The following is a 21,113-nucleotide window of genomic DNA, read 5'->3' on the forward strand; positions in this document are numbered from 1 at the left end:
GGGCTCGGATGGCGACGGACACACCACCGCGCTGGGACCGCAGGATGCAGCAGCGGCTGGCGCGCGGCGAGGCCGCGGCCCTCGGCGAGCTGTACGACCGCTACGCCTCCCTCGTGCACAGCCTCGCCCACCGCGTCCTCGACGACGACCAGGCGGCCGACCAGGTCACCCGGGAGGTCTTCGGCTACATCTGGGAGAACCCCGAGGCGTACGACCCCCGGCAGGGCAACCTGCGCTCCTGGGTGGCCGGGGTGACCCAGCGGACGGCCGTGCACCGGCTGCGGCAGGCGGAGGCGACGGCGTACGCGGAGACCGGCGTCGGCTCGGCGGAGGAGCTGGAGGCCAAGGTGCGCCGGGCCTCCGTCGCCGCCCGCGCCGACTACATCGTCACCTCCATGCCCGCCCCGCTCCGCAAGGCGCTCGAACTGGCGTACTTCCAGCGGCGGGACTACCGCCAGACCGCCGCCGACCTGTCGATCAGCCACGAGGAGGCCAGGCGCCGGCTGCGGCTCGGCCTCCAGCTCCTCTCCTCGGCCAACACCCGCCCGCCGGACGGACCGCCGGGCGGCTACGGACGGGCGCTGTGACGGCGGCGAACGGCGAGGGCGACGACCTCGCACGCGCCCCGTGGATACCGGCTCCGAGGGAGTCGGCCGACGACCACGCCGCACTCGCGGAACCTCCGGTCCTCTCCCACACCGTGCTCAAGTCCCTCCTCGGGGCGTGGGCGCTCTCGGCGTGTTCCGCCGCCGAGACGAGCGCCGTGGAGGACCACCTGACGGCCTGCGCGCCGTGCGCGGACGAGGCGCTGCGACTGCGCGACGCGGTGGCGCTGCTCCACGAGGACCGCGACCTCGACCTGGACCCGCTCCTGCGCTCCCGGGTCCTGGAGAACTGCCTGGGCCGCCGCCCGGCCCGCATCCCCGTGCCGGCGTGGGCGACGCCGTACGACGCGGAGACCGCCCGGCTCGACGCGCTGCTGCGGGACATCGGCGAGTCCGAGTGGCACGCGCCGGTCCGGCTCAAGTGGTACGAGGACGACCGGCAGGTCCGGCGGAAGTCGACCGTCGCGGGCGTGATCGGCCACCTCCTGGCGGTGGACGGCCTGGTGTCGGGGGCGCTGGGCCTCACCGACCCCCTGGGCGACGGCGTCTCCCCCGACCTCACCCCCGCCGAGCGGACGGAGGCCTTCTGGGAGTCCCTCGACCGGCCGGCGAACCGCTCCCTCCGTGCCCCGTGGCGGGAGCAGAGCCACACCCTGATCCGCACGGTCTCCTTCGCGGGCCGCGAGGTCGCCGACCTCACCGTCACCTACGGCGACTTCGCCCTGCCCCTGAAGGACGCCCTGCTGGAACGGGCCTTCGAGTGCTGGCTCCACGCGGACGACATCGCGAACGCGGTGGCCTACCCGTACGGCCCGCCGAGCGGCCCGCACCTCCACGGCATGATCGACCTGGCGGCCCGCCAGCTGCCGGCCGCCGTCGCCCACCGCCGCCGCACCGGCCGGGCGGCACCGGGCCGCCACCTCGTCACGGCGGGCGCGCCGGGGCGCTCGCTCCACCTGGAGGTGGAGGGCGCGGGCGGCGGCCACTGGTACATCGCCCTGGACTCACCGGCGGCCCTCGGCTCCCCCGACCACACGGTCGCGCAGGTCGCCCTGGACGGCGTCGAGTTCTGCCAGCTGGTGGCGGGCCACATCACCCCCGAAGAAGCCGCCGCCGGCCAGACCGGCGACCGCCAGGCCATCCAGGACGTCCTCGCGGCCGCCGCCTCCTTGAGCCACCTCTGACCACCACGACCCCCGCCGCCCCGGTGGGCGGCAGGGGGGCGCCGGGGGCTCAGGTGAAGACGACGGTGCGGCGGCCGTTGGGGAGGATGCGACGCTCGGCGTGCCACTTGACGGCCCGCGCCAGCGCCTGGCACTCGACGTCGCGCCCGATGGCGACGAGCTGGTCCGGCGTCACCTCGTGACCGACCCGCTCGACCTCCTGCTCGATGATCGGCCCCTCGTCGAGGTCCGCCGTCACGTAGTGCGCCGTCGCCCCGATCAGCTTCACACCCCGCGCATGCGCCTGGTGGTACGGCTTCGCGCCCTTGAAGCTCGGCAGGAAGGAGTGGTGGATGTTGATGATCCGCCCGGACAGCCGCTTGCACAGCTCGTCGGACAGCACCTGCATGTACCGCGCGAGCACGACCAGCTCGACGTTCTCCTCCTCGACGAGCGCGAGCAGCTCCGCCTCCGCCTCCGCCTTCGTCTCCTTCGTCACGGGAATGTGCCGGAAGGGGATGTCGTACGAGGCGGCGAGCTCCGCGAAGTCCGTGTGGTTGGAGACGACCGCGACGATCTCGACGGGCAGCGCGCCGATGGACGACCGGAAGAGCAGGTCGTTCAGGCAGTGGCCGAACTTGGAGACCATGAGCACGACCCGCATGCGCTCGTCGGCCCGGTGGATCTGCCAGTCCATCTGGAAGGAGTCGCCCACCGCCGCGAAGCTCGCCCGCAGCTTCTCCACCGTCACCGGCGCCTCCGCCGAGAAGTGGACCCGCATGAAGAAGAGACCTGTGTCACGGTCTCCGAACTGCTGACTGTCCTCGATGTTGCATCCGGTGATGAAGAGGTAGCTCGACACGGCGTGCACGATGCCCTGCTTGTCGGGGCACGAGAGGGTGAGGACGTACTGGTCGGTCATCCGGACAGCGTGCCACACCGCGCGCGCCCGCCCGTACTCCGTCCGTCCTCCGGAACACCCCGTCGGCCGGGCTCACGCGCGCGTGAGGATCCGCAGCACGTCCAGCGAGCGCGGCGGCACGTCCGGGTCGTCCCCGTCGGCCGTCGCGAGGCGCACGTGCGCCTCGCGCGCCGCGCGGACCGCCTCGGGCCAGCCCGGGTGCTCCAGGTACGCGGAGACGGGCGCGTCGGGACCGACCTGGTGCAGGATCCGCAGCACCCGCAGGACGGCGACGTCCACGAGCTGCGCCTCCCCCGAGTCGCGGAAGATCGCGCCGACGTACTTCTCGGCGGACCAGTTGTCGAGCCAGGTGTCCTCGACGAGCCGGTAGACGGCGTCGGTGACGTCCCCGTACCCCTCCTGGCCGGCGAGCCAGACGGACTGGTGGAACGCGGGGTCGGAGAGCATGTGCAGCGCCGATCGCACGTTCGTGCGCCAGCGCCACCACGGCATGTCGTTGAGCGGCATGCCGCCCATGGTGGAGGAGCGACGCCCGCGACGGGAAGAGCCGGCCGAACCGGGGGCGGTACTGGAGGCGGTGCTGGACGCGGTACTGGACATCGTCCGATCGTACGGTCGCCCACCGACAACCGGATGAGCCGCCCACCGACAACCGGATTGACTGCCTCCCCTTAGGCCCTCGGTCCCCCGCAATTCACCTTCAGGTCACCCTCCGTTGAACGGCTCACACTCCCGCGTTACCCGTGAGGCGGAATCGTGAGCGTCCATGACCGGTAGGCGACTGTCCACTCTCCTCGCGTCCGTCACCGCCGCGGCGGCCGGCGCGTCGCTCCTCACCGGGTGTGGCGTGCTCCCTGGTGCCACGGGGGGCTCCAGGGAGCCCGTCACGGTGATGACCTGGGCCCCCGACCAGACCCGCGCGACCAACATGCCCGGCATGCCCGCCATGGCCCAGACCTTCGCCCGCTGGGTGAACTCCCAGGGCGGCATCGACGGCCACGAACTGCGCGTCCTCACCTGCAACGAGCAGAACACCCCCACCGGCGCCGCCTCGTGCGCCCGCCGCGCCGTACGCGAGAAGGCCGTCGCCGTCGTGGGCTCGTACAGCCAGAACGGCCGCGCCTTCATGGCCCCCCTCGAAGCCGCCGGCATCCCCTACATCGGGGGCTACGGCATCACCGAGGACGAGTTCACCAGCCCCCTCTCGTACCCCGTCAACGGCGGCCTCGCCGCCCTGCTCGCCGGCCACGGCATGCAGCTCGCCGCGGACTGCGACAAGGTCTCCCTGGTGCGCCCGGACACCCTCGCCGGCGACCGGCTGCCCAAGCTGCTCGACGCCGGCCTGAAGAAGGCCAGCAAGCGCGGCGCCGTCGACATCCCGGCCGTCGAGGACGCCACCGAGTACACCTCCCAGGCCGCCCGCGCCCGGGAGAAGGCCGGTACCGAGGACGGCTGCGTCGCCGCCGTCCTCGGCGAGCGGACCCAGACCTTCTTCGACTCCTTCCGGCGGCTCCCGGCGTCCGCCGGCGGCGCCCGGGCCGACGACGCCGACTCCTCTACGGGCTCCGGCCCCTCCGGCTCCTCGGACTCCGACGGCGGGTCGCCGATCCGGATCTCGTCCGTCCTCGGCAGCGTCGGCCAGCCCGTCATCGACCGCACCGGCGGCGCCCGCAGCCCCTTCGAGGGCGCCTACGTCACCGGCTGGTACCCGGAGGCGGACGACAAGAGCTGGGGGCCGATGCGCGAGGTCGTCAAGGAGCACGCCTTCGCCGACAACCGGGTCGACCCGACCGACACCGGCGTGCAGACCACCTGGATCGCTTACACCGTCCTCAAGCAGGTCATCGAGTCCCTGGACACCGACGTCATCACCAGCGCGCGCATCACCGAGGCCCTCGACCACGGCGCCCGCGTGGACACCGGCGGCCTCACCCCGCCGCTGCGCTGGATGTACGAGGACCTGCTCGGCGCCCCCGACTTCCCCAGGATCGTCAACCACGAGGTGACGTTCCAGGTGGTCAGGAAGGGCCGGCTCGTCGCCCAGCAGCCCGGCTTCGTCGACGTCGGCCCCACCGTCACCAACCGGGGCTGACCGTCCATCCCCGGCCCCGCTCCCGGTCCGCCGCCCCTACAGCTGGGTGGCGGACCGCTTCGTCAGTCCGTACTTCCCGGCGATCGGGTTCCACAGCCCGGCCGCCTCCTGCTTCGCCTCGGTCGCCTCGCCGCTCTTCGCGTTCGCCGCCTTGGAGTGGTTGGTCTGCTTCGCCTGGCCGCCCTTGCAGGCGTTCTTGGCCTTCATCTGCGCCGCCCAGCCCGCGTAGTGGTCGTCGGCCGACGCCGACGCCTGCCACGCGCGCGTGAGGGACGCCTTCAGCGCCCCGCTGTCCGGGAGCTTGTCGATGCTCAGCGTCTGCAGCTTGGTCACCAGGCCCCGCCGCTGCTGGGCGGCGCCCCGCAGATCGGCGGCCGCCTTGTCGAGGTTCTTGCACTGCTTGATCGCCTCGACCGAGCTGATCACCGCGTCCCGGCTGTCGTTGCTCGTCGCGAGGAGCTTGTCCAGCTCCTTCGCCTGCGGCTCGGCCGGGTCCTCCTTCTCCACCGGCGCCGGGGAGGTGTCGCCGCCCGCGGCCGACGGCGCCGAGCTCGGGGCCGCGCTCGTCCCGGCCGTCGGCGCCTTCTCCTCGTCACCGCCGCTGAGCAGGGCGCCCACGCCGAGACCGACGACGGCGCAGCCCACCACCACGGCCGCGATCAGCGCCACCGGCGACTTCCGGCGCGGCGCCGGCTCGTCGTCGTAGTAACCGTCCTGGGGCCCGCCGGGCGCCTGGTGGCCGCCACCGCCCGGGTAGCCGTACTGCTGCTGCGGCGGCGGCTGGTGGGGGTGCGGGGGCCGCTGCTGGTACGGAGCCGGGGCCGGCTGCTGGTACGCGGGCGGCGCGGGCTGGGCGGGCGCCGCGTCCCGGAACAGGCTGTCGAACTCGGCGGGCGGCTGCGAAGGCCCCGCCCCACCGGCCCCCGGACCACCCGGCACGGGACCACCGGGCATCGGACCACCGGGCACCGGACCGCCGCTCCCCGGCACGGGCGCCATGTACTGCGTCGCGTCCGAGGCCCCCGCGGGCGGCTGCGGCAGCCGCCCGGTGCCCAGGAACTGCGTCTGCGCGCCCCCGGCACCGCCCTGCGGCGGAACGCCCCCGGTCACCGGCGCGATGTGCTGCGTCGCCTGCAGGTCCGCGACCGGCGCGGCGGCCGGCGGCGGGTAGCCGTACCCGGCGGGCGGACCCTGCGGCGGGACACCGCCGGGTACGGGGGCCATGTGCCGGGTCGCCTGCGCGTCCGGGTCCGTGCCGTACGCCGCGACCGGCGGCGGATAGCCGTACCCCGCCGGAGGACCGGCCGGAGGCATCGGCGCGCCCTGGGGCTGCGCCGGGACCGGCGCGATGTACTGCGTGGCCTGGAGATCACCGGCGGCCGGCGCCTCGGGCGGCAGCGGCTGCGCGGGGGGCAGCGGCTGCCCGCCGGGCTGGGGCGGGCCGCCCGCGGGGCCCCAGGCACCACCCCACGCCTGCGCGCCCCCCTGCTCCGGACCCTGTCCGTTCTGCGTCACCGGGACTCCTACTGATGGACCGACCTACGGAATCGTCGGCTCACGCTACCGGGTGCGTCCATGGCTCCGCACACACGTGTGAGCCCGATAACACCCGCCCCGTGGAACGGAACCGCCCCTCGAACCGTCCGCTCACACCGCCTGCATCTCCAGCCGGGCCTCGAACTCCCGGACCACCGCCTCGCCCGCGTACGGCTCCAGGCGCTCCCTCAGCTCCTCCAGGTACTCCGCCCCGCGCGACGACCGCAGCGTGCCGAGGAGTTCGAGCGCGCGCGTGCCCGTGCGGCACGCCTCCTCGACCTCCCGCTGCTCCACGCGCGCGTGCGCGAGCAGCGCCAGCCCGATCGCCCGCCGCCGAGCCCTCCCCTCCGGATGCCCGGCCAGCGACTCCTCCGCCGCCCGCACCGCCGCGTCCGCCCGCCCCAGGTCCCGATAGCAGTGCGCCAGTTCGTCCGCCAGATAGGCCTGGTCGAAGTGGGCGATCCACACCGGGTCGTCACCCGACTCCGGATCGGCCGCCTCCAGCGCGCGTACGGCACGGCCCGCCGCCGACTCGAAGGCCCGGTCGTCGCCCATCAGCGCGTGCCCGCGCGCCTCCGCCGCCAGGAACATCGCCTCGGCCCGCGGCGGCACCCCGCCCCGCGTCCCCTCCTGCGCGGCGCGCGCCAACTGGGCGATCTCCCGCGGGTTCCCGAGCTCCGCCGCCAGGTGGCTCATCGACGCGGCCAGCACATAGCCGCCGTAGCCGCGGTCCCCGGCCGCCTGAGCGAGCCGCAGCGCCTGGATGTAGTACCGCTGCGCCAGACCCGGTTCGCCCGTGTCCACCGCCATGTAGCCGGCCAGCTCCGTCAGCCGCGCCACCGCGCCGAACAACTCGCGCCCCACCTCCTCCCGGTAGGAGCCCGACAGCATCCCGGAGACCACGCTGTCGAGGTAGTGGACCACCACCGGGCGGACGTGGCCGCTGCCGAAGCGCCGGTCGAGGTCGACGAGCGCCGCCGTCATCTCCCGTACCGCCGCCACGTCCGCGCGCCCCACCCGCGCCCCGGCCGCCCGCGCCACCTGCGCGTCGACGCCGCTGATCAGCCAGTCGCGGCTGGGCTCCACGAGCGCGGAGGCGGCGACCGCGGACCCGGTCAGGAACTCCCGGCGGCCGACATCGCTGCGGTACAGCTCGCAGACCTGCTCGATCGCGCCGGGCACCGTCGGCGCGAACTGGAGGCCGACGCCCGCCGCGAGGTTCCGGCCGTTGGCCATCCCCACCTCGTCGATCGTCACCGTCCGCCCCAGCTTGCGGCCGAGGGCCTCGGCGATGATGCCGGGCGCCCGGCCTCGCGGCTGCTGCCCTCTCAGCCAGCGCGCCACCGAGGTCTTGTCGTACCGCAGGTCGAGACCGCGCTCCGCGCCGACCATGTTGACCCTGCGGGCGAGACCGGCGTTGGAGCAGGCGGCCTCCTGGATGAGCGCCTGGAGCCGTTCATTGGTCTGTCGCGGCACGAGTGGCCTGGCTGCCATGAGTGGAACCCCCAGAAGGGACGGGTACGGAAACGAAGGGATCACTGCCCGGGGAATATCCGGCCAATGCCGATGTGAACACGCGAAACCGGACACGACGGGGGCGGTCCGCGGCACCCCGCCCCGCTCCGTGCCGTGTCCGCCCCGCCCTCTTGTACCCCTCCCCCGCTCCCCGGTCCCCCGCGCGCCCCCGCGCGTGCACCCATGCGCCCCGCATGCAGGATCGATGCCTCACTCCCGGCGCCGCCCCGCCCGTAACCCCAGGTGACGGGGGGAGTTGTCTTCGACGTGGATGAGACCATCGGAGTCACGACGGAAGCCGCACAGATCCCCAAGCAGCGAGGCGAGCAGCTGCTCGACAGCGCCGTGCGGTATGCGGAGGAGCGGCACTGGGACGTGTTCCCGGGGACCTGGCTGGAAGCCGTCGACGGCCGGGAGCGCTGCTCCTGCGGCACCGCCGACTGTCCCCTGCCCGGCGGGCACGCCGTGAGGCCGGACTGGGCGACGCTGGCGACCGGGAGCGGGGTGGGTGCCCGGCGCATGTGGTCGAAGCAGCCGAAGTCGTCGATCCTCCTCCCCACCGGTCGCACCTTCGACGCGATCGAGGTCCCCGAGGCGGCCGGCTTCCTCGCGCTCGCCCGCATGGAGCGGATGGAGCTGACGCTGGGTCCCGTGACCTGCTCCCCGGACCGCCGGATGTTCTTCTTCGTGTTGCCGGGGGCCGCCGCCAAGGTGCCCGAACTGATCCGCAAGCTCGGCTGGGCCCCGTCGGCGCTCGACCTCGCCACGCGCGGCGAGGGGCACTACGTGGCCGCGCCGCCCACCCGGATCGGCGGCCGGGGCGCCGTGCAGTGGGCGCGGCGCCCCACGCACGCCAACCGCTGGCTGCCCGACGCGGAGGAGCTGATCAGCGCGCTCGCGTACGCGTGCGGGCGTGAGGCGGCGGAGGCGCGGTCGCGCCGTCCGTGACCTGGGGTTCTCCCCGGACGGCCCCTTAGGGTGGCCGGAACGGCGCGAACAGGCGTCGTAGGGGACAACCGAAGGGTTGACGGACCATGCCCGACCAGGCATTTGACGGGACGTTCGAACCGACGGGCGCCGCACCGGAGAACTCCGGGGCGGCGCCCGCGGTGCAGGTGGAGGGGGTGTGGAAGCGGTTCGGGCAGCAGATCGCGGTGAGCGGGATCGATCTGGTGCTGCCCGCGGGGAAGTTCATCGGTCTCGTCGGGCCCAACGGCGCCGGCAAGACCACCACCCTCTCCATGATCACCGGCCTGCTGCGGCCGGACGCCGGCCGCATCCGGGTGGCCGGCCACGACGTGTGGCGGGATCCCGAGTCGGTGGCGCGGGTGAAGGCCGGGATCGGGATCCTGCCGGAGGGGCTGCGGCTCTTCGAGCGGCTCTCGGGCCGTGAACTCCTCGCGTACAGCGGGCGGCTGCGGGGGCTGCCCGGGGCGGAGGTCGACAAGCGCGCCACCCAGCTCCTGGACGTCCTGGACCTGGCGGGTTCGCAGCACAAGCTGGTCGTCGACTACTCGACCGGCATGCGGAAGAAGATCGGGCTCGCGGCGGCGCTGCTGCACAACCCGGACGTGCTCTTCCTCGACGAGCCCTTCGAGGGCGTCGACCCGGTGTCGGCGCAGACCATCCGCGGCGTCCTGGAGCGGTACACCTCCTCCGGCGCGACCGTGGTCTTCTCCAGCCACGTCATGGAGCTGGTGGAGTCGCTGTGCGACTGGGTCGCCGTGATGGCCGGCGGCCGCATCCGTGCGCAGGGGCCGCTGGCGGAGGTGAAGGGCTCGGCCGCGACCCTCCAGGAGGCGTTCCTGGAGCTGGTGGGCGCCCAGGACCGGGCGGCGGCGGGGGACTCGCTGGACTGGCTGGGCGGCGCCCGGGGAGACCGCTCGTGAGCGCCCCGGTCACCGCGGGCGCTGCCGCCGCCGGCGGTTCGGCCGCCGCCTCCGAGCCGTCGCTCACCCCGATCTTCGTCCGACTGAAGCTGTCGCTGCTGCGGAACGGGCTGCGGCAGTCCGGCGGGCGCACGGCCGCGTTCGTCGCCTCCCTGGTGGTGGTGCTGCTGATCGCCGCCTTCATGGTGCTCGGCTTCCTCCTGCTGCGGGGGCACGAGGCGGCCGGCGCGGTCGCGGTCCTGACGACCGGGGTCTTCGGGCTCGGCTGGGCCGTGATGCCGCTGTTCTTGCCGAGCGGGGACGAGACGCTCGACCCGTCGCGCCTGGTGATGCTGCCGCTGCGGCCGCAGCCCCTGGTGCGGGCGCTCCTGGTGGCCTCCCTGGTGGGCACCGGCCCGCTGTTCACGCTCTGTCTGGCGGTCGGCGCGGTGGCGGCCGTGGCGCACGGGCCGGCGGCGACGGTGACCGCGGTGCTCGCGGTGCCGCTGGTGCTGATGGTGTGCGTGGCGCTGTCGCGGGCCATCGCCACGGCGAACGTACGACTGCTGACCTCCCGCAAGGGCCGGGACATGGCGCTGCTGAGCGGTCTGCTGATCGCGCTCGGCATCCAGGCGGTCAACTTCGGCGCCCAGGCGCTGGGCCGCGCGGAGGACCTGTCGGTGCTCGACACGGCGGCGTCGGTGGTGGGCTGGCTGCCGCCGGCCTCGGCGGTGGCGGCGGTCGGCGCCGCCGCCGACGGCGACCTGGTGCTCGCCGCGGCGCGGTTGCTGCTCGCCGTGGCGGCCCTGGGGGCGCTGCTGTGGTGGTGGCGGCGGAGCCTGCTGCGGCTGATGGTCGAACCGGACGGCTCGACGATCGGGGCGGCCCCGGAGGCGGTCAAGGACCCGGCGGCGGGGCGGGGGCTGCTCGCGCGGCTGCTGCCCGGAGGCCGTACGGGCGCGGTGATGGAACGTTGCTTCCGTTACATCTGGCGTGATCCGAAGACGAAGGCGGCGTGGGTGTCGGCGCTGGCGGTCGGGGCGCTCGTGCCGCTGTTCAACGCCTTCCAGGAGAACGGCTCGGTCTACTGGGCGTGCTTCGCGTCGGGGATGCTGGGCGTGCAGATGTTCAACCAGTTCGGGCAGGACTCGTCGGCGTTCTGGATGGTGGCGCAGACGATCTCGTCGCCGGAGGACGCCTACGCGGAGCTGCGCGACCGGGCGTACGTGATGATCTCGATCACCGTCCCGTTCACGGTCGTCGTGGCCCTGGCGACGGCGGCGGCCACCGGCGGCTGGAACCGGCTTCCCGAGGTCTTCGGCCTGTCGTTCGCCCTGCTCGGGGCGATGCTGGCGCTCGGCGTGGTCACCTCGGTGCGGTACCCGTACGGGATCCCCCAGGAGTCGCGCCGCAACGTGGCGCCCGGCCAGGGCGGCATGGCGATCGCGGCGATCTTCGGCGGCATGTTCGGCGGCCCGCTGCTGTGCGGCCCGCTGATCGGCCTCCTCGTGTGGCTGCGCGTCTCCGACCACCACGGCCTGCTGTGGCTGCTGCTGCCGCTGGGCGTCACGTACGGGGCGCTGCTCCTGTGGGGCGCGCTGCGGCTGATGTCGGGCCGGATGGCGCGAAGCCTCCCGGAGATCCTGGCGGCGGTCAGCAAGGGCTGACGTACCGAGCGCCACGAAGGGGCCGTCCACGCGCGCGTGGACGGCCCCTTCTCAGGTGCCGGGGGGCTGCGGTCAGAAGACGAGCTGAGAGCCGTTCACCGGGAAGCCCAGTCCCATGACTTCGCGGCTCTTGAAGGGTGCGCTCCAGCTGCCGGTGCCCTTGTACAGCCAGTTGCCGGTCGGGCTGAGGCCGACGAGGTCGGGGCGGCCGTCGCCGGTGGCGTCGCCGGTGCCGACGAGGTGGGTGTACGCGTTCCAGCCGCCGCCGATCCGCTTGCGGGCGGTGAAGGTGCCGTCGCCCTTGCCAAGGTAGAGCCACAGGACGCCGTCCTTGTCACGGGCGACGAGGTCACCCGCGGCGGCTCCGCCGATGTTCCCGGTGGCGGCGAGCTTGGTGTAGGTCTGCCAGCCGCTGCCGATCCGCTTGCGGGTCTCGAAGGGCCTGGTGGCGGAGCCGGTCGCCTTGTAGAACCACAGGACGCCGGTCCTGTCCGCGGCGAGGAGGTCGGGGCGGCCGTCACCGGTGAGGTCGGAGCCGCCGGCGAGCTTGTCGTAGGTCTGCCAGCCGGCGCCGACCCGGACACGGGTGGAGAAGCCACCGGTGCCGTTGCCCTGGTACAGCCAGAGCACGCCGTCCTTGTCCCGGGCGACGAGGTCGCCGACCGCCGAACCAGCGAGGTTCCCGGCCGCCTCGATCCGGTCGTAGACCTGCCAGCCACCGCCGACGAGCGCGTCCGCGCCGGCCTCCAGGAGCTGTCCGCCGTTGGCGTACGGGCTGTAGTAGGAGTCCTGGCGCCACAGGCGACCCCCCGAGTCACGGCTCAGGAGGTCGAGCGAGCCGTTGTCGTCGAAGTCGTGCGGCCGGGTGGCGCGGGTCACCGTGAAGGCTCCCTCGGCGGTCGCGGTGGGGCCTATGCCGTTGAGCGGCTTGGCCTCGACCGCCCACGTGTAGGCGCCGTTGGGCGCGGCCTCGCTGCCGTATCCGAAGGTGCCGTCCCAGGTGAACGACACCTTGGGGTCGTAGGGGTGCGTCTCGGTCAGCACGGTGCTCTTGCCGGTGCGGGTGTGCCGCAGCGTCACCTCGATGTCGACGGACGTCCGGGAGAAGGTCCAGCCGAAGACCGCCTTCCCGCCGTTCTTGTCGAGGTCGACCACCGCGGGCGGGCCGCCGGCGCCGATCGCGACCTCGGTGGGCTCGCCGGTCGTGGCCACCAGGGTGACCTCCGGCTTCGCCCCGCCCTTGTCCTCGATCCGGTACATGCCCTCGCCCCGGCCGACGAGACCGCCGCGCACGTAGAGGCTCCCGTCCGGGGCGGCGACGGAGGAGGTGAGGTGGTCGAGGAGCTTCACCGGGGCCACGGTGGGGTCCGTCAGGCTGACCGCGGTGACCGAGTGCAGCGGGTTCGTGGTGCCCGAGGTGAGACCGTCGGCCGAGCCGTACACCACCCAGCCGTCGAGCAGTCCGACCTGGAGCTCGTCCGACCACGCGGCCGTGACCGAGAGCTCCCGCACCTTGTCCGTGGCGCGGTCGAGGACGAAGACCTTCCGGAGGTCGGGCTCGTCCTCCCCGTCGCCCTCGGTCCAGACGCCCTCGGTCCAGACGACATGGGTCTCGGAGACCGCCACGTCGCCGTCCGTCGCCGTGGCCGAACGGTCGTGGATCTCCCCCACGACGCCGGTGGCGAGGTCGAGCAGGCCCCACTTGGCGCCGGTGCGGTCGGAGAAGGTGACGAGGGCGTGGTCGGGGGTCCCGGGTGCGACGCTCATCCAGACGGAGTCCTCGGGGAAACCGGTCACGACGGTGGTGCCGCCGGCGGCGGTGTGCTTCCGCAGCACCGTGCCCGTCTCGGTCTCGACGGACGTGAAGACGGCGTCGCCGGCGGAACCGGCGTATTCGACGATGCCGGTGTTCGTCACCCCCACGGGGACCTGCATCGGGCCACCGGCGTCCACGTTCCGCTGTTCCACGAAGGAGCGGCCGACGTGGATCACGTAGTCGTCGGTCCGGGTGGACCGCAGCTGGGTGAGTCCGGTGTAGCCCTGGCCGGTGCCGTCCTTGTAGGACCTCACCCCGTACCCGTCCGTCGTCGCATCGCGGGTGAGGAAGTGGGTGTTCCCGGCGCCGACCAGCTCGGCGTTCTCGGGGAACGGCACAGGGGCCTCCACCGCGTCCGCGGCGACCGCTCCGGCCGCGACGGGAGTGGCTTGTGCGGGAAGGGCCAGCAGGCCGACGCCGACGGTCGCGGCGAGGACGGTGCTGACGGCTGCCGCGAGGTGGCGGCGGTGCGGACGGACCGGGAGCACGTTCTTTTCCTCCAGAGGAAAACGAGTCGGGCGCGGGGCGGGCTTCTCTCTCGTCCCTTAGGACACGCGAGAATCCGAAAGGTTGTACGGCGGAGGCTGGTTCGCGCGCGTCAGTCCGCGCGGACGAACGTGTGGGTGACCGTGATCGGCCCGACGATGTGCGCGTTGAACTCGTCCAGCTCCTCGGCCGGCACCCACAGCTCCAGGATCGTGCTGCCGCCGGCCTGCTGGACGGGGTAGCGGGCGAGGAACGCGGAGTCGACCTCGAACCGGGTGACGTGGCCGGAGCCGCTGTGCTTCACGTTCCAGTCGCGGGCGATGCGGATCGCGTAGTCCTCGTTGAGCACCGGGTAGAAGATCGGCTGCTCGGGGAGGCGGGGCGGCCAGGCACGCCACCCGAGCTCACGGACGAGCGCGAGCTCCTCGGGGCCGGTGGGGCGCCAGAGGGTCGTCGTCGGCCGGGCCTGCGGGCGGGGACTGGTCATGGCGGGCAACGTATCCGGCCGTCGTGAACGGCGGCCACGGGTTTTCCACAGGCCGTCGTCCACAGGGGTGTCGGGGGCGGGCCCCGCGGGACATGATGCGGGTGAGGGCACGGGCGGTGACGACTGGGGGAGGTTCGCATGGGGTTCTTCGGCCGGCGGGACAAGAGGAGGACGGCACCGCAGCCGGACACGATCGCGCGGACGGCGGACGCGGACCCCGAGCGGCTGAAGCGACTGGCGCGGGAGGCGTACGAGGAGGGCGTCGGGCACCAGGTGCTGCCGAGCCGGGCACGGGCGGCGCTCGACGCCTTCGACCGCTCGGCCGCCCGTCTCGACGACCTGTCGGCGACGGCCCCCGACGACCCGGAGCTGTGGCGCATGCGCGGCGCCCTGCTCTACGCGCGGGCCTCCACCCAGCTGGCCCTCGACCGGCCCGAGGAGGCGACGGCGGACCTGACCGCCTGCGTGGACGCCTACGGAAGGAGCGGGCTCCCCGACGCGGCCCTGCTGGCGGCGGACGCCCTGATACGCCGGGCCAGGGCGTACGGCGAGGCGGGCCGGCCGATGGCGGCCCTCGCCGACGTGGACCGGGCGATCGGCGCGTACGTGCAGGCGGGCGCCTACGCGTCACCGCACCCGCTGCTCCCGGACTTCGCCCGGGTCCTGGCGCTGGCGGCGACGGTGCACCTGAAGGTGGGGGACGCCGACCAGGCCCTGGCCTGCGCCCGCCAGTCCCTCGCCCGCTACCAGGACCTGACGCGGCAGCGGGGCGGCCTCGACCGCGAGGAGGCCGGCTACATGACGGACGCCGCGGGCGACACCGCCTCCCGTCTTGAGGCGGCCCGCGGCAACTGGGACGCGGCGCTGGCGGTGAACCAGGTGGTGCGGGAGGCGGCCGAGGCGGGGGTCGGCGACCTGGGCCGGGCCCTGGCCAGGGAGGGCCTTCACCTCCGCCTGTCCGGCCGCGCCCGGCAGGCGGAGCCGGTACTGGCCCGGGCCGAGGAGGTGGCGCCGGATTCGGTGGCCCGGGAGGAGGAACGGGCCGCCCTCCCGCTGCCGCCGTCGCTGGCGCAGGCGCTCTCGGCGGGTGAGTCGCTGCTGCGGGAGCGCAAGGACGCGCCACTGCGGCCGGAGGAGTCGGCGCGGCTGCGGAAGGAGCTGACCGAGCACGAGTCGTACTCGGCCTCGGTGCGGGTGCGGAGCGGAACCGCCTTCGCCCCGGAGGCGGCCGCGCTCACGACGGTGGCGGACCTGCTGCTGCGGGAGGGACACGTCGCGGAGGCCTGGCGTATCGCACTGGAGACCCATCTCATCTGCGACTCCCTGGTCCGCCGCGCCGCCGACGGGCACGAAGACCTGCTGCCCACCCTCGGGGGACCCTGGCGCGACGCCTTGGCGATCGCCTCCCACGCGGCGCTCGCGGCGGGCCGGGAATCCTTCGTGGAGGACGTGGCGGCCGCTACGAAGGCCGTGCGCGCCATGCTTGAGAAGGCATGAGTTCCGCGGCCGGCCCCTCGACCGGGTGAAGGGGACGCGGCGCGCGCAGGGCCTCCGTCCCTCTCCGGGGCGGAGGCCCTACGTGTGGCCGCTGCGTCAGAAGGCGCCGTTCAGTCCCCACCAGTCGCGGTCGAGGTAGTCCCACGCCGCGAGGGCGCCGGTGCCGAGGCCCCGGTAGGTGCGGAGTTCGTCCGCGTGCTCGGGTTCGAGAACGGGCCGCCTGGCGATCGCCGCGAGGTCGGGCTTGCCGTCGCCGGTGAAGTCGCCGACGGAGAGGAGCGTGGTCATCACGTTCCAGCCACCCGTGCCGACCAGCTTGCGCGCGCCGAGGCCGCCGGAGGCGGTGCCGGGGTAGAGCCACAGCTTGCCGGTGGACGCCTCGCGGGCGTAGAGGTCGACGCGGCCGTCGCCGTTCGTGTCCCCCGGCCCGGTCAGCGCGTTCATGGAGTTCCAGCCGCCGGAGCCGACGAGCTTGCGCGCGCCGAGGCCGCCGGAGGCCGTGCCGGGGTACAGCCACAGCCTGCCCGTGGACTTCTCCACCGCGAGGAGGTCGGCGCGGCCGTCACGGGAGAGGTCGCCGACGGCGGCGATCCCGGACATGCCGTTCCAGCCCCCGGCGCCGATCAGCTTGCGGGCGCCGAGCCCGCCGGTCCCCGTGCCCGGATACAGCCAGAGCCTGCCCGTGGACGCCTCCCGGGCGACCACGTCCTCCTTGCCGTCACGGCTGAAGTCACCGTGCCGGAGCAGGGCGTTCATGGCGTTCCAGCCGCCGGCACCGACCAGTCGGCCGGTGGAGCCGCCCGGCAGGTACCAGAGACGGCCCACCTTGTCGCGGACGAGGACGTCGGCCTTCCGGTCGCCGTTCAGGTCGCCGAAGCCCGCCGCCTTCGGCGAGGTCTCCGCGTACCACGTCGGGTACGCCTCGCCGCTGCACTCCCGTTCCGTCGCGGCGAGCTTCACCGAGCTGGTGTGCGGGTCCCCGACGATGCCGTAGCCGTCGCGCGGGTCCTCGTTCGGGTCCAGGGACCAGTAGGTGCCGAGTCGGTAGTTCGCCAGGTCGTAGAGGCAGGCGAACTTCGAGGTGCGGTTGATCTGGGTCTTGAACGTGTTGTCCCAGGCGCCCAGGGTCGGCAGGGACTTGTTCGTCTTGAACATCGTCCCCGTGTTGTCGTCCGTCTTCCACGCGCAGAAGTAGCCCGTCGGGCAGTCGCTTCTCGCCGCGTGCGCGGGCCCGGCCGTCGCCACCCCCAGGGCGCCCAGGGTGGCCAGGCCCAGCAGGGACGCCAGGCCCCGCCTCATCGTCTTGCGCATTTCTTCCCCTCCCCGAGCCCTGGGTGGGAGGGGCGGCTGCCGCCCCTCCCACCCAGGGTCCTCATGCGCGGTGTGTCAGAACTGACCGTTCAGGTCGTGCCACGACTCGCTCTCCAGGGCGCCCGTCTGGAAGCCGTTCGTGGACCGGCCGCCGTAGATGACCAGGTTGCCCGCGCCCCGGCCCAGGTTCGACGAGTAGCTGCCGTTCGTGATGGCGGCCAGGTCGGGGTAGCCGTCGCCGGTGTGGTCGCCGACCGCGAGGAAACCGGCCATCGTGTTCCAGCCGCCGCCGATGAGGACGCGGGAGCCGAGGCCGTCGACCTTGCCCGGGTACAGCCAGAGCTTGCCGGTGGAGGGCTCGCGGGCGAGGAGGTCGGCCTTGCCGTCCTTGGTCATGTCACCGAAGCCGACGAGGGCGTTCATGCTGTTCCAGCCGCCCGACCCGAGCAGCTTGCGGGCACCGAGGCCGCTGCCCGTCCCGGGGTACAGCCACAGCTTGCCCGTGGACTTCTCGACCGCCAGGAGGTCGGAGCGACCGTCGCCGGACAGGTCGCCGAAGGCGGTGAGGTGGTTCATGGCGTTCCAGCCGCCCGTGCCGATCAGCACGCGCGAACCGACGGAGCCGGTGCCGGCGCCCTTGTAGAGCCACAGCTTGCCGGTGGACGCCTCGCGGGCGATCACGTCCTCCTTGCCGTCACCGGAGAAGTCGCCGTGCCGGGTCAGGGCGTTCATGGCGTTCCAGCCACCGGAGCCGACCATCGTGCCGCTGCCGTCGCCGGGGAGGAACCAGAGGCGGCCGGCCTTGTCGCGGACCAGGGCGTCGGCCGTCCTGTCCCCGTTCATGTCGCCGAACGCGGGCGCGGCGGTCTGCGGGTTGGCGTACCAGTAGGGGTACGGCTCGTAGCCGCCGCACTCGCGCTCGGTGGCGACCAGGCGGACGGAGCTGACGCTGGTGCTGCCCGGGCCGCCCCACTCGGTGCCCGACGGGTTGGGGGCGATGGCCCAGACGTCGCCGTCGTAGCCGTGGTTCGCCTCGTCGTGGAGGCAGGCGAACTTGCCGGTGCGGTTGGAGACCGTACGGAACTGGTTGTCCCAGGTGCCGAGCGTGGACACGTCCACGTTCGTCTTGTACATGGTGCCGGTGGCGTCGTCGGTCTTCCAGCCGCAGAAGTACCCGGCGGGGCAGTCCGCGGGTGCCGCCTGGGCGGGGGCCGCTCCCACGCCCAGGACACCGAAGGTGCTGAGGCCGAGCGCCGTGGCCGCGGTGGCCAGGCAACGACGCAGTGATATGCGCATGAACTCCCCTGATGTTCCTGCCCCCGCAGGACCTGATGCCCTCGGGGTGGGGCGGCGCGGAGACGTACCGCTCGACGCGTCGCGGGAGGGACCGTACCGCGCCGGGGTCGGCCGCCTCCAGCGGGGGTGTCGGCAGCGGTTGGTCGCCTTCCCTCCGCGCCGGGGCGCGGGGCGGGGCGCGGCGCAGGGTGGTGGGGGCGGGAGGGGGCGGGTCGGGACCCTGGGCCGGGGCCCGGGGCCGGGGCGCGGAAGCCAGGCCCCGTGGCGGGGGTCGGTGCCGGTGTGGGTGTCGGGACGGGCGGACCGCCGAGGGGTGGTTATGAGGTCAGGACGCCGGCCAGGAAGGGGTCCACCGCTTCGGCCCAGGCCTCCGGGTGGGTGTAGTGGAGGAGGTGGCCCGCGTCGGGGATCTCCGCGTACGCGCCGTGGGGCAGGACCCGGACCATCTCCTGGGCCTCGGCGCGGCCGAGTTCGCCGTCGAGGCCGCGGACGACGAGGGTGGGGCAGCGGACCTGGGCGAGGGAGTCCCAGTGGGCGTCGTGGACCCAGGTCTCGCGGGAGGTGAGCATCTGGGCGGGGTCGAAGACCGGGCGCCAGCCGTCGGGGTGTTCGGCCATGACCTCGGCGAAGAACGCGCCCCGCGCCGGGTTCGGCGTCTCCACCCACGGATCGTCCGCGCCGAACCAGCGGTGGACCGCCTCCAGGGACGGGAAGGGCATCGGCCAGCCTTCGAACCAGTCCCGCCAGGCGCGCTGCGAGGCCGCGCCGAGCGCGGAGGCCCGCATGTCGCTGATGACGAGGGCGCGGACCAGTTCGGGCCGCTCGGCGGCCAGTTGCCAGGCGGTGAGCGCGCCCATGGAGTGGCCGACGAGGGTGACGGGGCCGAGCCCGAGCCGCTCGATGACGGCCGCGGCGTCCGCCACGTACGCCTCGCGCGTGAAGGGCCCGGCGGGCGGCTTCTCGCTCGCGCCGTGGCCGCGCTGGTCGAGCGCGATCGTGCGGTGTCCGCCGCCGAGGAGGCCCGCGGCCCGGGCCCAGTGGCCCGCGTGGCCCATCAGGCCGTGGAGCAGTAAGACCGGGGCGCCGGAGGAGCGGCGGACGGTGGCGCGGTCCTCGGGGCCGGTCGGCTGGCGGGTGATGCTCACGGTGGGCGTACGTCCGGGCGTACGCGTGGACGCACGGACCTCGGGCGCGGTCGCGTCGCGGGCCGCGCCCTCCGCCGTAAAGTCCCAGGCCGTCAACCGGATGCCGTCGGCTCCGGTGACGTCGAGTCGTCGCGCCATGTCTGGCACCCCCTCTTTCCTGTCGAACCTCGCCAGACTATCGAACTCGCATTCGAAAATGCGCTTCTGCCACCCAACACCCCTCGTTCGAGTGACAGGCCTCAAGGATTGACGCGCCCGGCCGAGGGGAGATCTTCATCGGGAGGCGGACCGCTCGGGGAAAACGGTCCGAAGGGACCGACCTTGAGAGCTCGGGGCTCCAGGTCGGAACAGGGGAGGACAGGCCCCGGCGCCGCGAGGCGCCGGGGCCCTCTGCCTTTCGGGGCGCCGACGCACCGGGCGCCGGCACCTCGGACACCGGCACCTCGCACACCGGCACCTCGCACACCCGCACCTCAGACCCCCGAGCCCCGGACACCCGCGTCCGCGACGGCCTCGCCCCGAGCGCTCCTGCCCGGGGCCGGCCCATGCCGGACACATCGTCAGAAGCGGTCCTCCGCACGCGCGTCGGTCGGCATACGGCCCCCGTCGTTCCCACGGCCCCACCCCTTCCGCGCATCACGCAGCGCACGCAGCTCGTTCCAGCCTGGCACGCCGAGGGCACGCGCGGGGCCATTCCGGCGTAAAACGGGGCGCATGCCGAACCCGTCGCCCGACCGTGGCCCATTCGTAACCGCCGACCGCACAACCGGTCCCCCGCCCCGCTGGTCGACACGGTCATGCGCAGTCCCCAAGTCCTCGCCCAAGGCGACCACATCGCGATCCTGAGAGACGGTCACCTCACGATCGAGCAGCGGCGGGTCGTCACCACCGTGCCGCTCGCCGCGATCAAGGAGGTCCGGCGGACCGGCACGACCACCCTCACGCTCGTCCTCACCGACGGCGTCACCCGCCCGCTCCCGGAAGGGAACGCGTACTCCACGCCCGCCTTCCACACCGCCCTGGACGAGGCACTGCCCGAGCGGCGCGACCCCGCCGGCAGCGCCCTCCTCACCACAGAGGACGGCCCGGCCTGGATCCCCCAGTGGGCGGTCTGGCTGGGCGTCGTCGGCTTCCTCGGCGCCTACACGGCGTACGTGTGGCTGACCGGCGCCGCGCACGGCCCGGGCATGGGCTCCGCCGCGTTCGCCGCGGTCCCCGGCCTACTGGTCGGCGGCCTCGGTGTCGCCGTCGTCGTCCGCAGCGCCACGGACCGGGTCCTGCTGGCCCGCAGGGGCGTCACGGTCGTCGCCCGGCGCGCGTACCACCCCAACGGCAGACGGGCCGGCCACTACGGGTTCACGGATGTCAGCGGCAACGCGCTGACCACGCACTACGGCTCCGGCCGGGCCACGGACGAGATCCACGTCGTGTACGACCCCGAGGCCCCCTCGCGCCGTCACGCCGCCTCCGAGCCGACCTACGCGACCGTCGTGAAGCACGCCCTGGGGCTCCTGGCCCTCGGGGGCATCCTCGCCCTCGGCCTGTGGGGCGCGCTCGCCCCCTACGTGTGACGGGACCCACACGGGGGCGGGGCGGGGCGGGACCGGGCGCGCTCCCGCACGCCCGGCCCGCCCCGCCCCGGGTACCGCGGTGGAATCCAGTGGCGCTCAGCGCCGTGGACAGCGCTTCGTACCGCGGTGGAACCAG

At 73.8% G+C, this 21,113-nt stretch carries 17 protein-coding genes; 8 read left to right on the forward strand and 9 right to left on the reverse strand.

Translation table 11 applies throughout. The annotated features are described in order from the left end of the window. Positions 1–8: 8 nt before the first annotated feature. Positions 9–587 (forward strand): sigma-70 family RNA polymerase sigma factor, encoded by a 579-nt coding sequence (locus tag ACFZCF_RS10520; protein ID WP_388438038.1) that lies wholly within the window; start codon positions 9–11, stop codon positions 585–587. Next, the gene (locus ACFZCF_RS10525) at positions 584–1,789 is read left to right on the forward strand and encodes a maleylpyruvate isomerase N-terminal domain-containing protein (RefSeq protein ID WP_391285904.1); all 1,206 of its coding nucleotides are present in this window, start codon (positions 584–586) and stop codon (positions 1,787–1,789) included. Before ACFZCF_RS10520 ends, ACFZCF_RS10525 begins: the two co-directional genes overlap by 4 nt. Before the next feature lie 49 nt (positions 1,790–1,838). On the opposite strand, the gene purU is transcribed toward ACFZCF_RS10525, so the two are convergent. Both purU and ACFZCF_RS10535 read right to left on the reverse strand, forming a co-directional pair. Next, the gene (purU, locus tag ACFZCF_RS10530; RefSeq protein ID WP_388438043.1) at positions 1,839–2,690 is read right to left on the reverse strand and encodes a formyltetrahydrofolate deformylase; all 852 of its coding nucleotides are present in this window, start codon (positions 2,688–2,690) and stop codon (positions 1,839–1,841) included. Between the two features lie 72 nt (positions 2,691–2,762). Further along, positions 2,763–3,290 (reverse strand): hypothetical protein, encoded by a 528-nt coding sequence (locus ACFZCF_RS10535; protein ID WP_381860818.1) that lies wholly within the window; start codon positions 3,288–3,290, stop codon positions 2,763–2,765. A gap of 166 nt (positions 3,291–3,456) precedes the next feature. Between ACFZCF_RS10535 and ACFZCF_RS10540 the strand changes: the two genes are divergently transcribed. Then, the gene (locus ACFZCF_RS10540) at positions 3,457–4,782 is read left to right on the forward strand and encodes an ABC transporter substrate-binding protein (RefSeq protein WP_391285907.1); all 1,326 of its coding nucleotides are present in this window, start codon (positions 3,457–3,459) and stop codon (positions 4,780–4,782) included. Between the two features lie 36 nt (positions 4,783–4,818). On the opposite strand, the gene ACFZCF_RS10545 is transcribed toward ACFZCF_RS10540, so the two are convergent. Together ACFZCF_RS10545 and ACFZCF_RS10550 are read right to left on the reverse strand one after the other, a co-directional pair. Continuing rightward, positions 4,819–6,297 carry a hypothetical protein gene (locus ACFZCF_RS10545; protein ID WP_391285909.1) on the reverse strand — a complete coding sequence of 493 codons (1,479 nt, stop codon included), beginning with the start codon at positions 6,295–6,297 and terminating at the stop codon, positions 4,819–4,821. Positions 6,298–6,429: 132 nt separating this feature from the next. Continuing rightward, positions 6,430–7,812, reverse strand: coding sequence for a transcriptional regulator (locus ACFZCF_RS10550; protein ID WP_388438051.1), 1,383 nt, complete (start codon positions 7,810–7,812; stop codon positions 6,430–6,432). 288 nt (positions 7,813–8,100) lie between these two features. On the opposite strand from ACFZCF_RS10550, the gene ACFZCF_RS10555 reads away from it, so the two are divergent. The 3 genes from ACFZCF_RS10555 (at position 8,101) to ACFZCF_RS10565 (ending at position 11,368) form a co-directional block, all read left to right on the forward strand. Then, positions 8,101–8,781: a bifunctional DNA primase/polymerase gene (locus tag ACFZCF_RS10555; RefSeq protein WP_391285912.1), complete on the forward strand. Its 681-nt coding sequence runs from the start codon at positions 8,101–8,103 to the stop codon at positions 8,779–8,781. Between the two features lie 86 nt (positions 8,782–8,867). Then, entirely contained in the window at positions 8,868–9,722 is an 855-nt protein-coding gene (locus ACFZCF_RS10560; protein WP_388438057.1) for an ABC transporter ATP-binding protein, read from the forward strand. Continuing rightward, complete coding sequence (locus tag ACFZCF_RS10565; protein WP_391285914.1) at positions 9,719–11,368, forward strand: transporter; 1,650 nt, start codon at positions 9,719–9,721, stop codon at positions 11,366–11,368. The genes ACFZCF_RS10560 and ACFZCF_RS10565 overlap by 4 nt, the downstream gene beginning before the upstream one ends. 72 nt (positions 11,369–11,440) lie before the next feature. On the opposite strand, the gene ACFZCF_RS10570 is transcribed toward ACFZCF_RS10565, so the two are convergent. Together ACFZCF_RS10570 and ACFZCF_RS10575 are read right to left on the reverse strand one after the other, a co-directional pair. Continuing rightward, positions 11,441–13,672 carry an FG-GAP-like repeat-containing protein gene (locus ACFZCF_RS10570; RefSeq protein WP_391285916.1) on the reverse strand — a complete coding sequence of 744 codons (2,232 nt, stop codon included), beginning with the start codon at positions 13,670–13,672 and terminating at the stop codon, positions 11,441–11,443. Between the two features lie 110 nt (positions 13,673–13,782). Next, positions 13,783–14,157 carry a hypothetical protein gene (locus ACFZCF_RS10575; RefSeq protein WP_388438066.1) on the reverse strand — a complete coding sequence of 125 codons (375 nt, stop codon included), beginning with the start codon at positions 14,155–14,157 and terminating at the stop codon, positions 13,783–13,785. Positions 14,158–14,295: 138 nt separating this feature from the next. Here ACFZCF_RS10575 and ACFZCF_RS10580 point away from each other — a divergent pair, with 138 nt between their 5' ends. Continuing rightward, the gene (locus ACFZCF_RS10580) at positions 14,296–15,654 is read left to right on the forward strand and encodes a hypothetical protein (RefSeq protein ID WP_391285919.1); all 1,359 of its coding nucleotides are present in this window, start codon (positions 14,296–14,298) and stop codon (positions 15,652–15,654) included. 96 nt (positions 15,655–15,750) lie between these two features. On the opposite strand, the gene ACFZCF_RS10585 is transcribed toward ACFZCF_RS10580, so the two are convergent. The 3 genes from ACFZCF_RS10585 to ACFZCF_RS10595 form a co-directional block, all read right to left on the reverse strand. Continuing rightward, complete coding sequence (locus ACFZCF_RS10585; RefSeq protein WP_388438072.1) at positions 15,751–16,965, reverse strand: FG-GAP-like repeat-containing protein; 1,215 nt, start codon at positions 16,963–16,965, stop codon at positions 15,751–15,753. A 75-nt stretch (positions 16,966–17,040) separates the two neighbouring features. Further along, positions 17,041–18,261: an FG-GAP-like repeat-containing protein gene (locus ACFZCF_RS10590; RefSeq protein WP_391285921.1), complete on the reverse strand. Its 1,221-nt coding sequence runs from the start codon at positions 18,259–18,261 to the stop codon at positions 17,041–17,043. A gap of 317 nt (positions 18,262–18,578) precedes the next feature. After that, the gene (locus ACFZCF_RS10595; protein ID WP_391285923.1) at positions 18,579–19,544 is read right to left on the reverse strand and encodes an alpha/beta fold hydrolase; all 966 of its coding nucleotides are present in this window, start codon (positions 19,542–19,544) and stop codon (positions 18,579–18,581) included. Positions 19,545–20,203: 659 nt separating this feature from the next. Between ACFZCF_RS10595 and ACFZCF_RS10600 the strand changes: the two genes are divergently transcribed. Continuing rightward, positions 20,204–20,977: a hypothetical protein gene (locus tag ACFZCF_RS10600; RefSeq protein ID WP_388438081.1), complete on the forward strand. Its 774-nt coding sequence runs from the start codon at positions 20,204–20,206 to the stop codon at positions 20,975–20,977. Positions 20,978–21,113: the final 136 nt, after the last annotated feature.

This window comes from Streptomyces sp. NPDC007945 (assembly GCF_042958885.1).
In the GTDB taxonomy this organism is placed as follows: Bacteria; Actinomycetota; Actinomycetes; order Streptomycetales; family Streptomycetaceae; genus Streptomyces.

Coding starts and splice junctions, on each gene's coding strand:
- ACFZCF_RS10520 (WP_388438038.1), top strand. CDS start 9: ATGGCGACGGACACACCACCGCGCTGGGACCGCAGGATGCAGCAGCGG.
- purU (WP_388438043.1), bottom strand. CDS start 2,690: ATGACCGACCAGTACGTCCTCACCCTCTCGTGCCCCGACAAGCAGGGC.
- ACFZCF_RS10535 (WP_381860818.1), bottom strand. CDS start 3,290: ATGTCCAGTACCGCGTCCAGCACCGCCTCCAGTACCGCCCCCGGTTCG.
- ACFZCF_RS10540 (WP_391285907.1), top strand. CDS start 3,457: ATGACCGGTAGGCGACTGTCCACTCTCCTCGCGTCCGTCACCGCCGCG.
- ACFZCF_RS10550 (WP_388438051.1), bottom strand. CDS start 7,812: ATGGCAGCCAGGCCACTCGTGCCGCGACAGACCAATGAACGGCTCCAG.
- ACFZCF_RS10560 (WP_388438057.1), top strand. CDS start 8,868: ATGCCCGACCAGGCATTTGACGGGACGTTCGAACCGACGGGCGCCGCA.
- ACFZCF_RS10575 (WP_388438066.1), bottom strand. CDS start 14,157: ATGACCAGTCCCCGCCCGCAGGCCCGGCCGACGACGACCCTCTGGCGC.
- ACFZCF_RS10580 (WP_391285919.1), top strand. CDS start 14,296: ATGGGGTTCTTCGGCCGGCGGGACAAGAGGAGGACGGCACCGCAGCCG.
- ACFZCF_RS10585 (WP_388438072.1), bottom strand. CDS start 16,965: ATGCGCAAGACGATGAGGCGGGGCCTGGCGTCCCTGCTGGGCCTGGCC.
- ACFZCF_RS10590 (WP_391285921.1), bottom strand. CDS start 18,261: ATGCGCATATCACTGCGTCGTTGCCTGGCCACCGCGGCCACGGCGCTC.
- ACFZCF_RS10595 (WP_391285923.1), bottom strand. CDS start 19,544: ATGGCGCGACGACTCGACGTCACCGGAGCCGACGGCATCCGGTTGACG.
- ACFZCF_RS10600 (WP_388438081.1), top strand. CDS start 20,204: ATGCGCAGTCCCCAAGTCCTCGCCCAAGGCGACCACATCGCGATCCTG.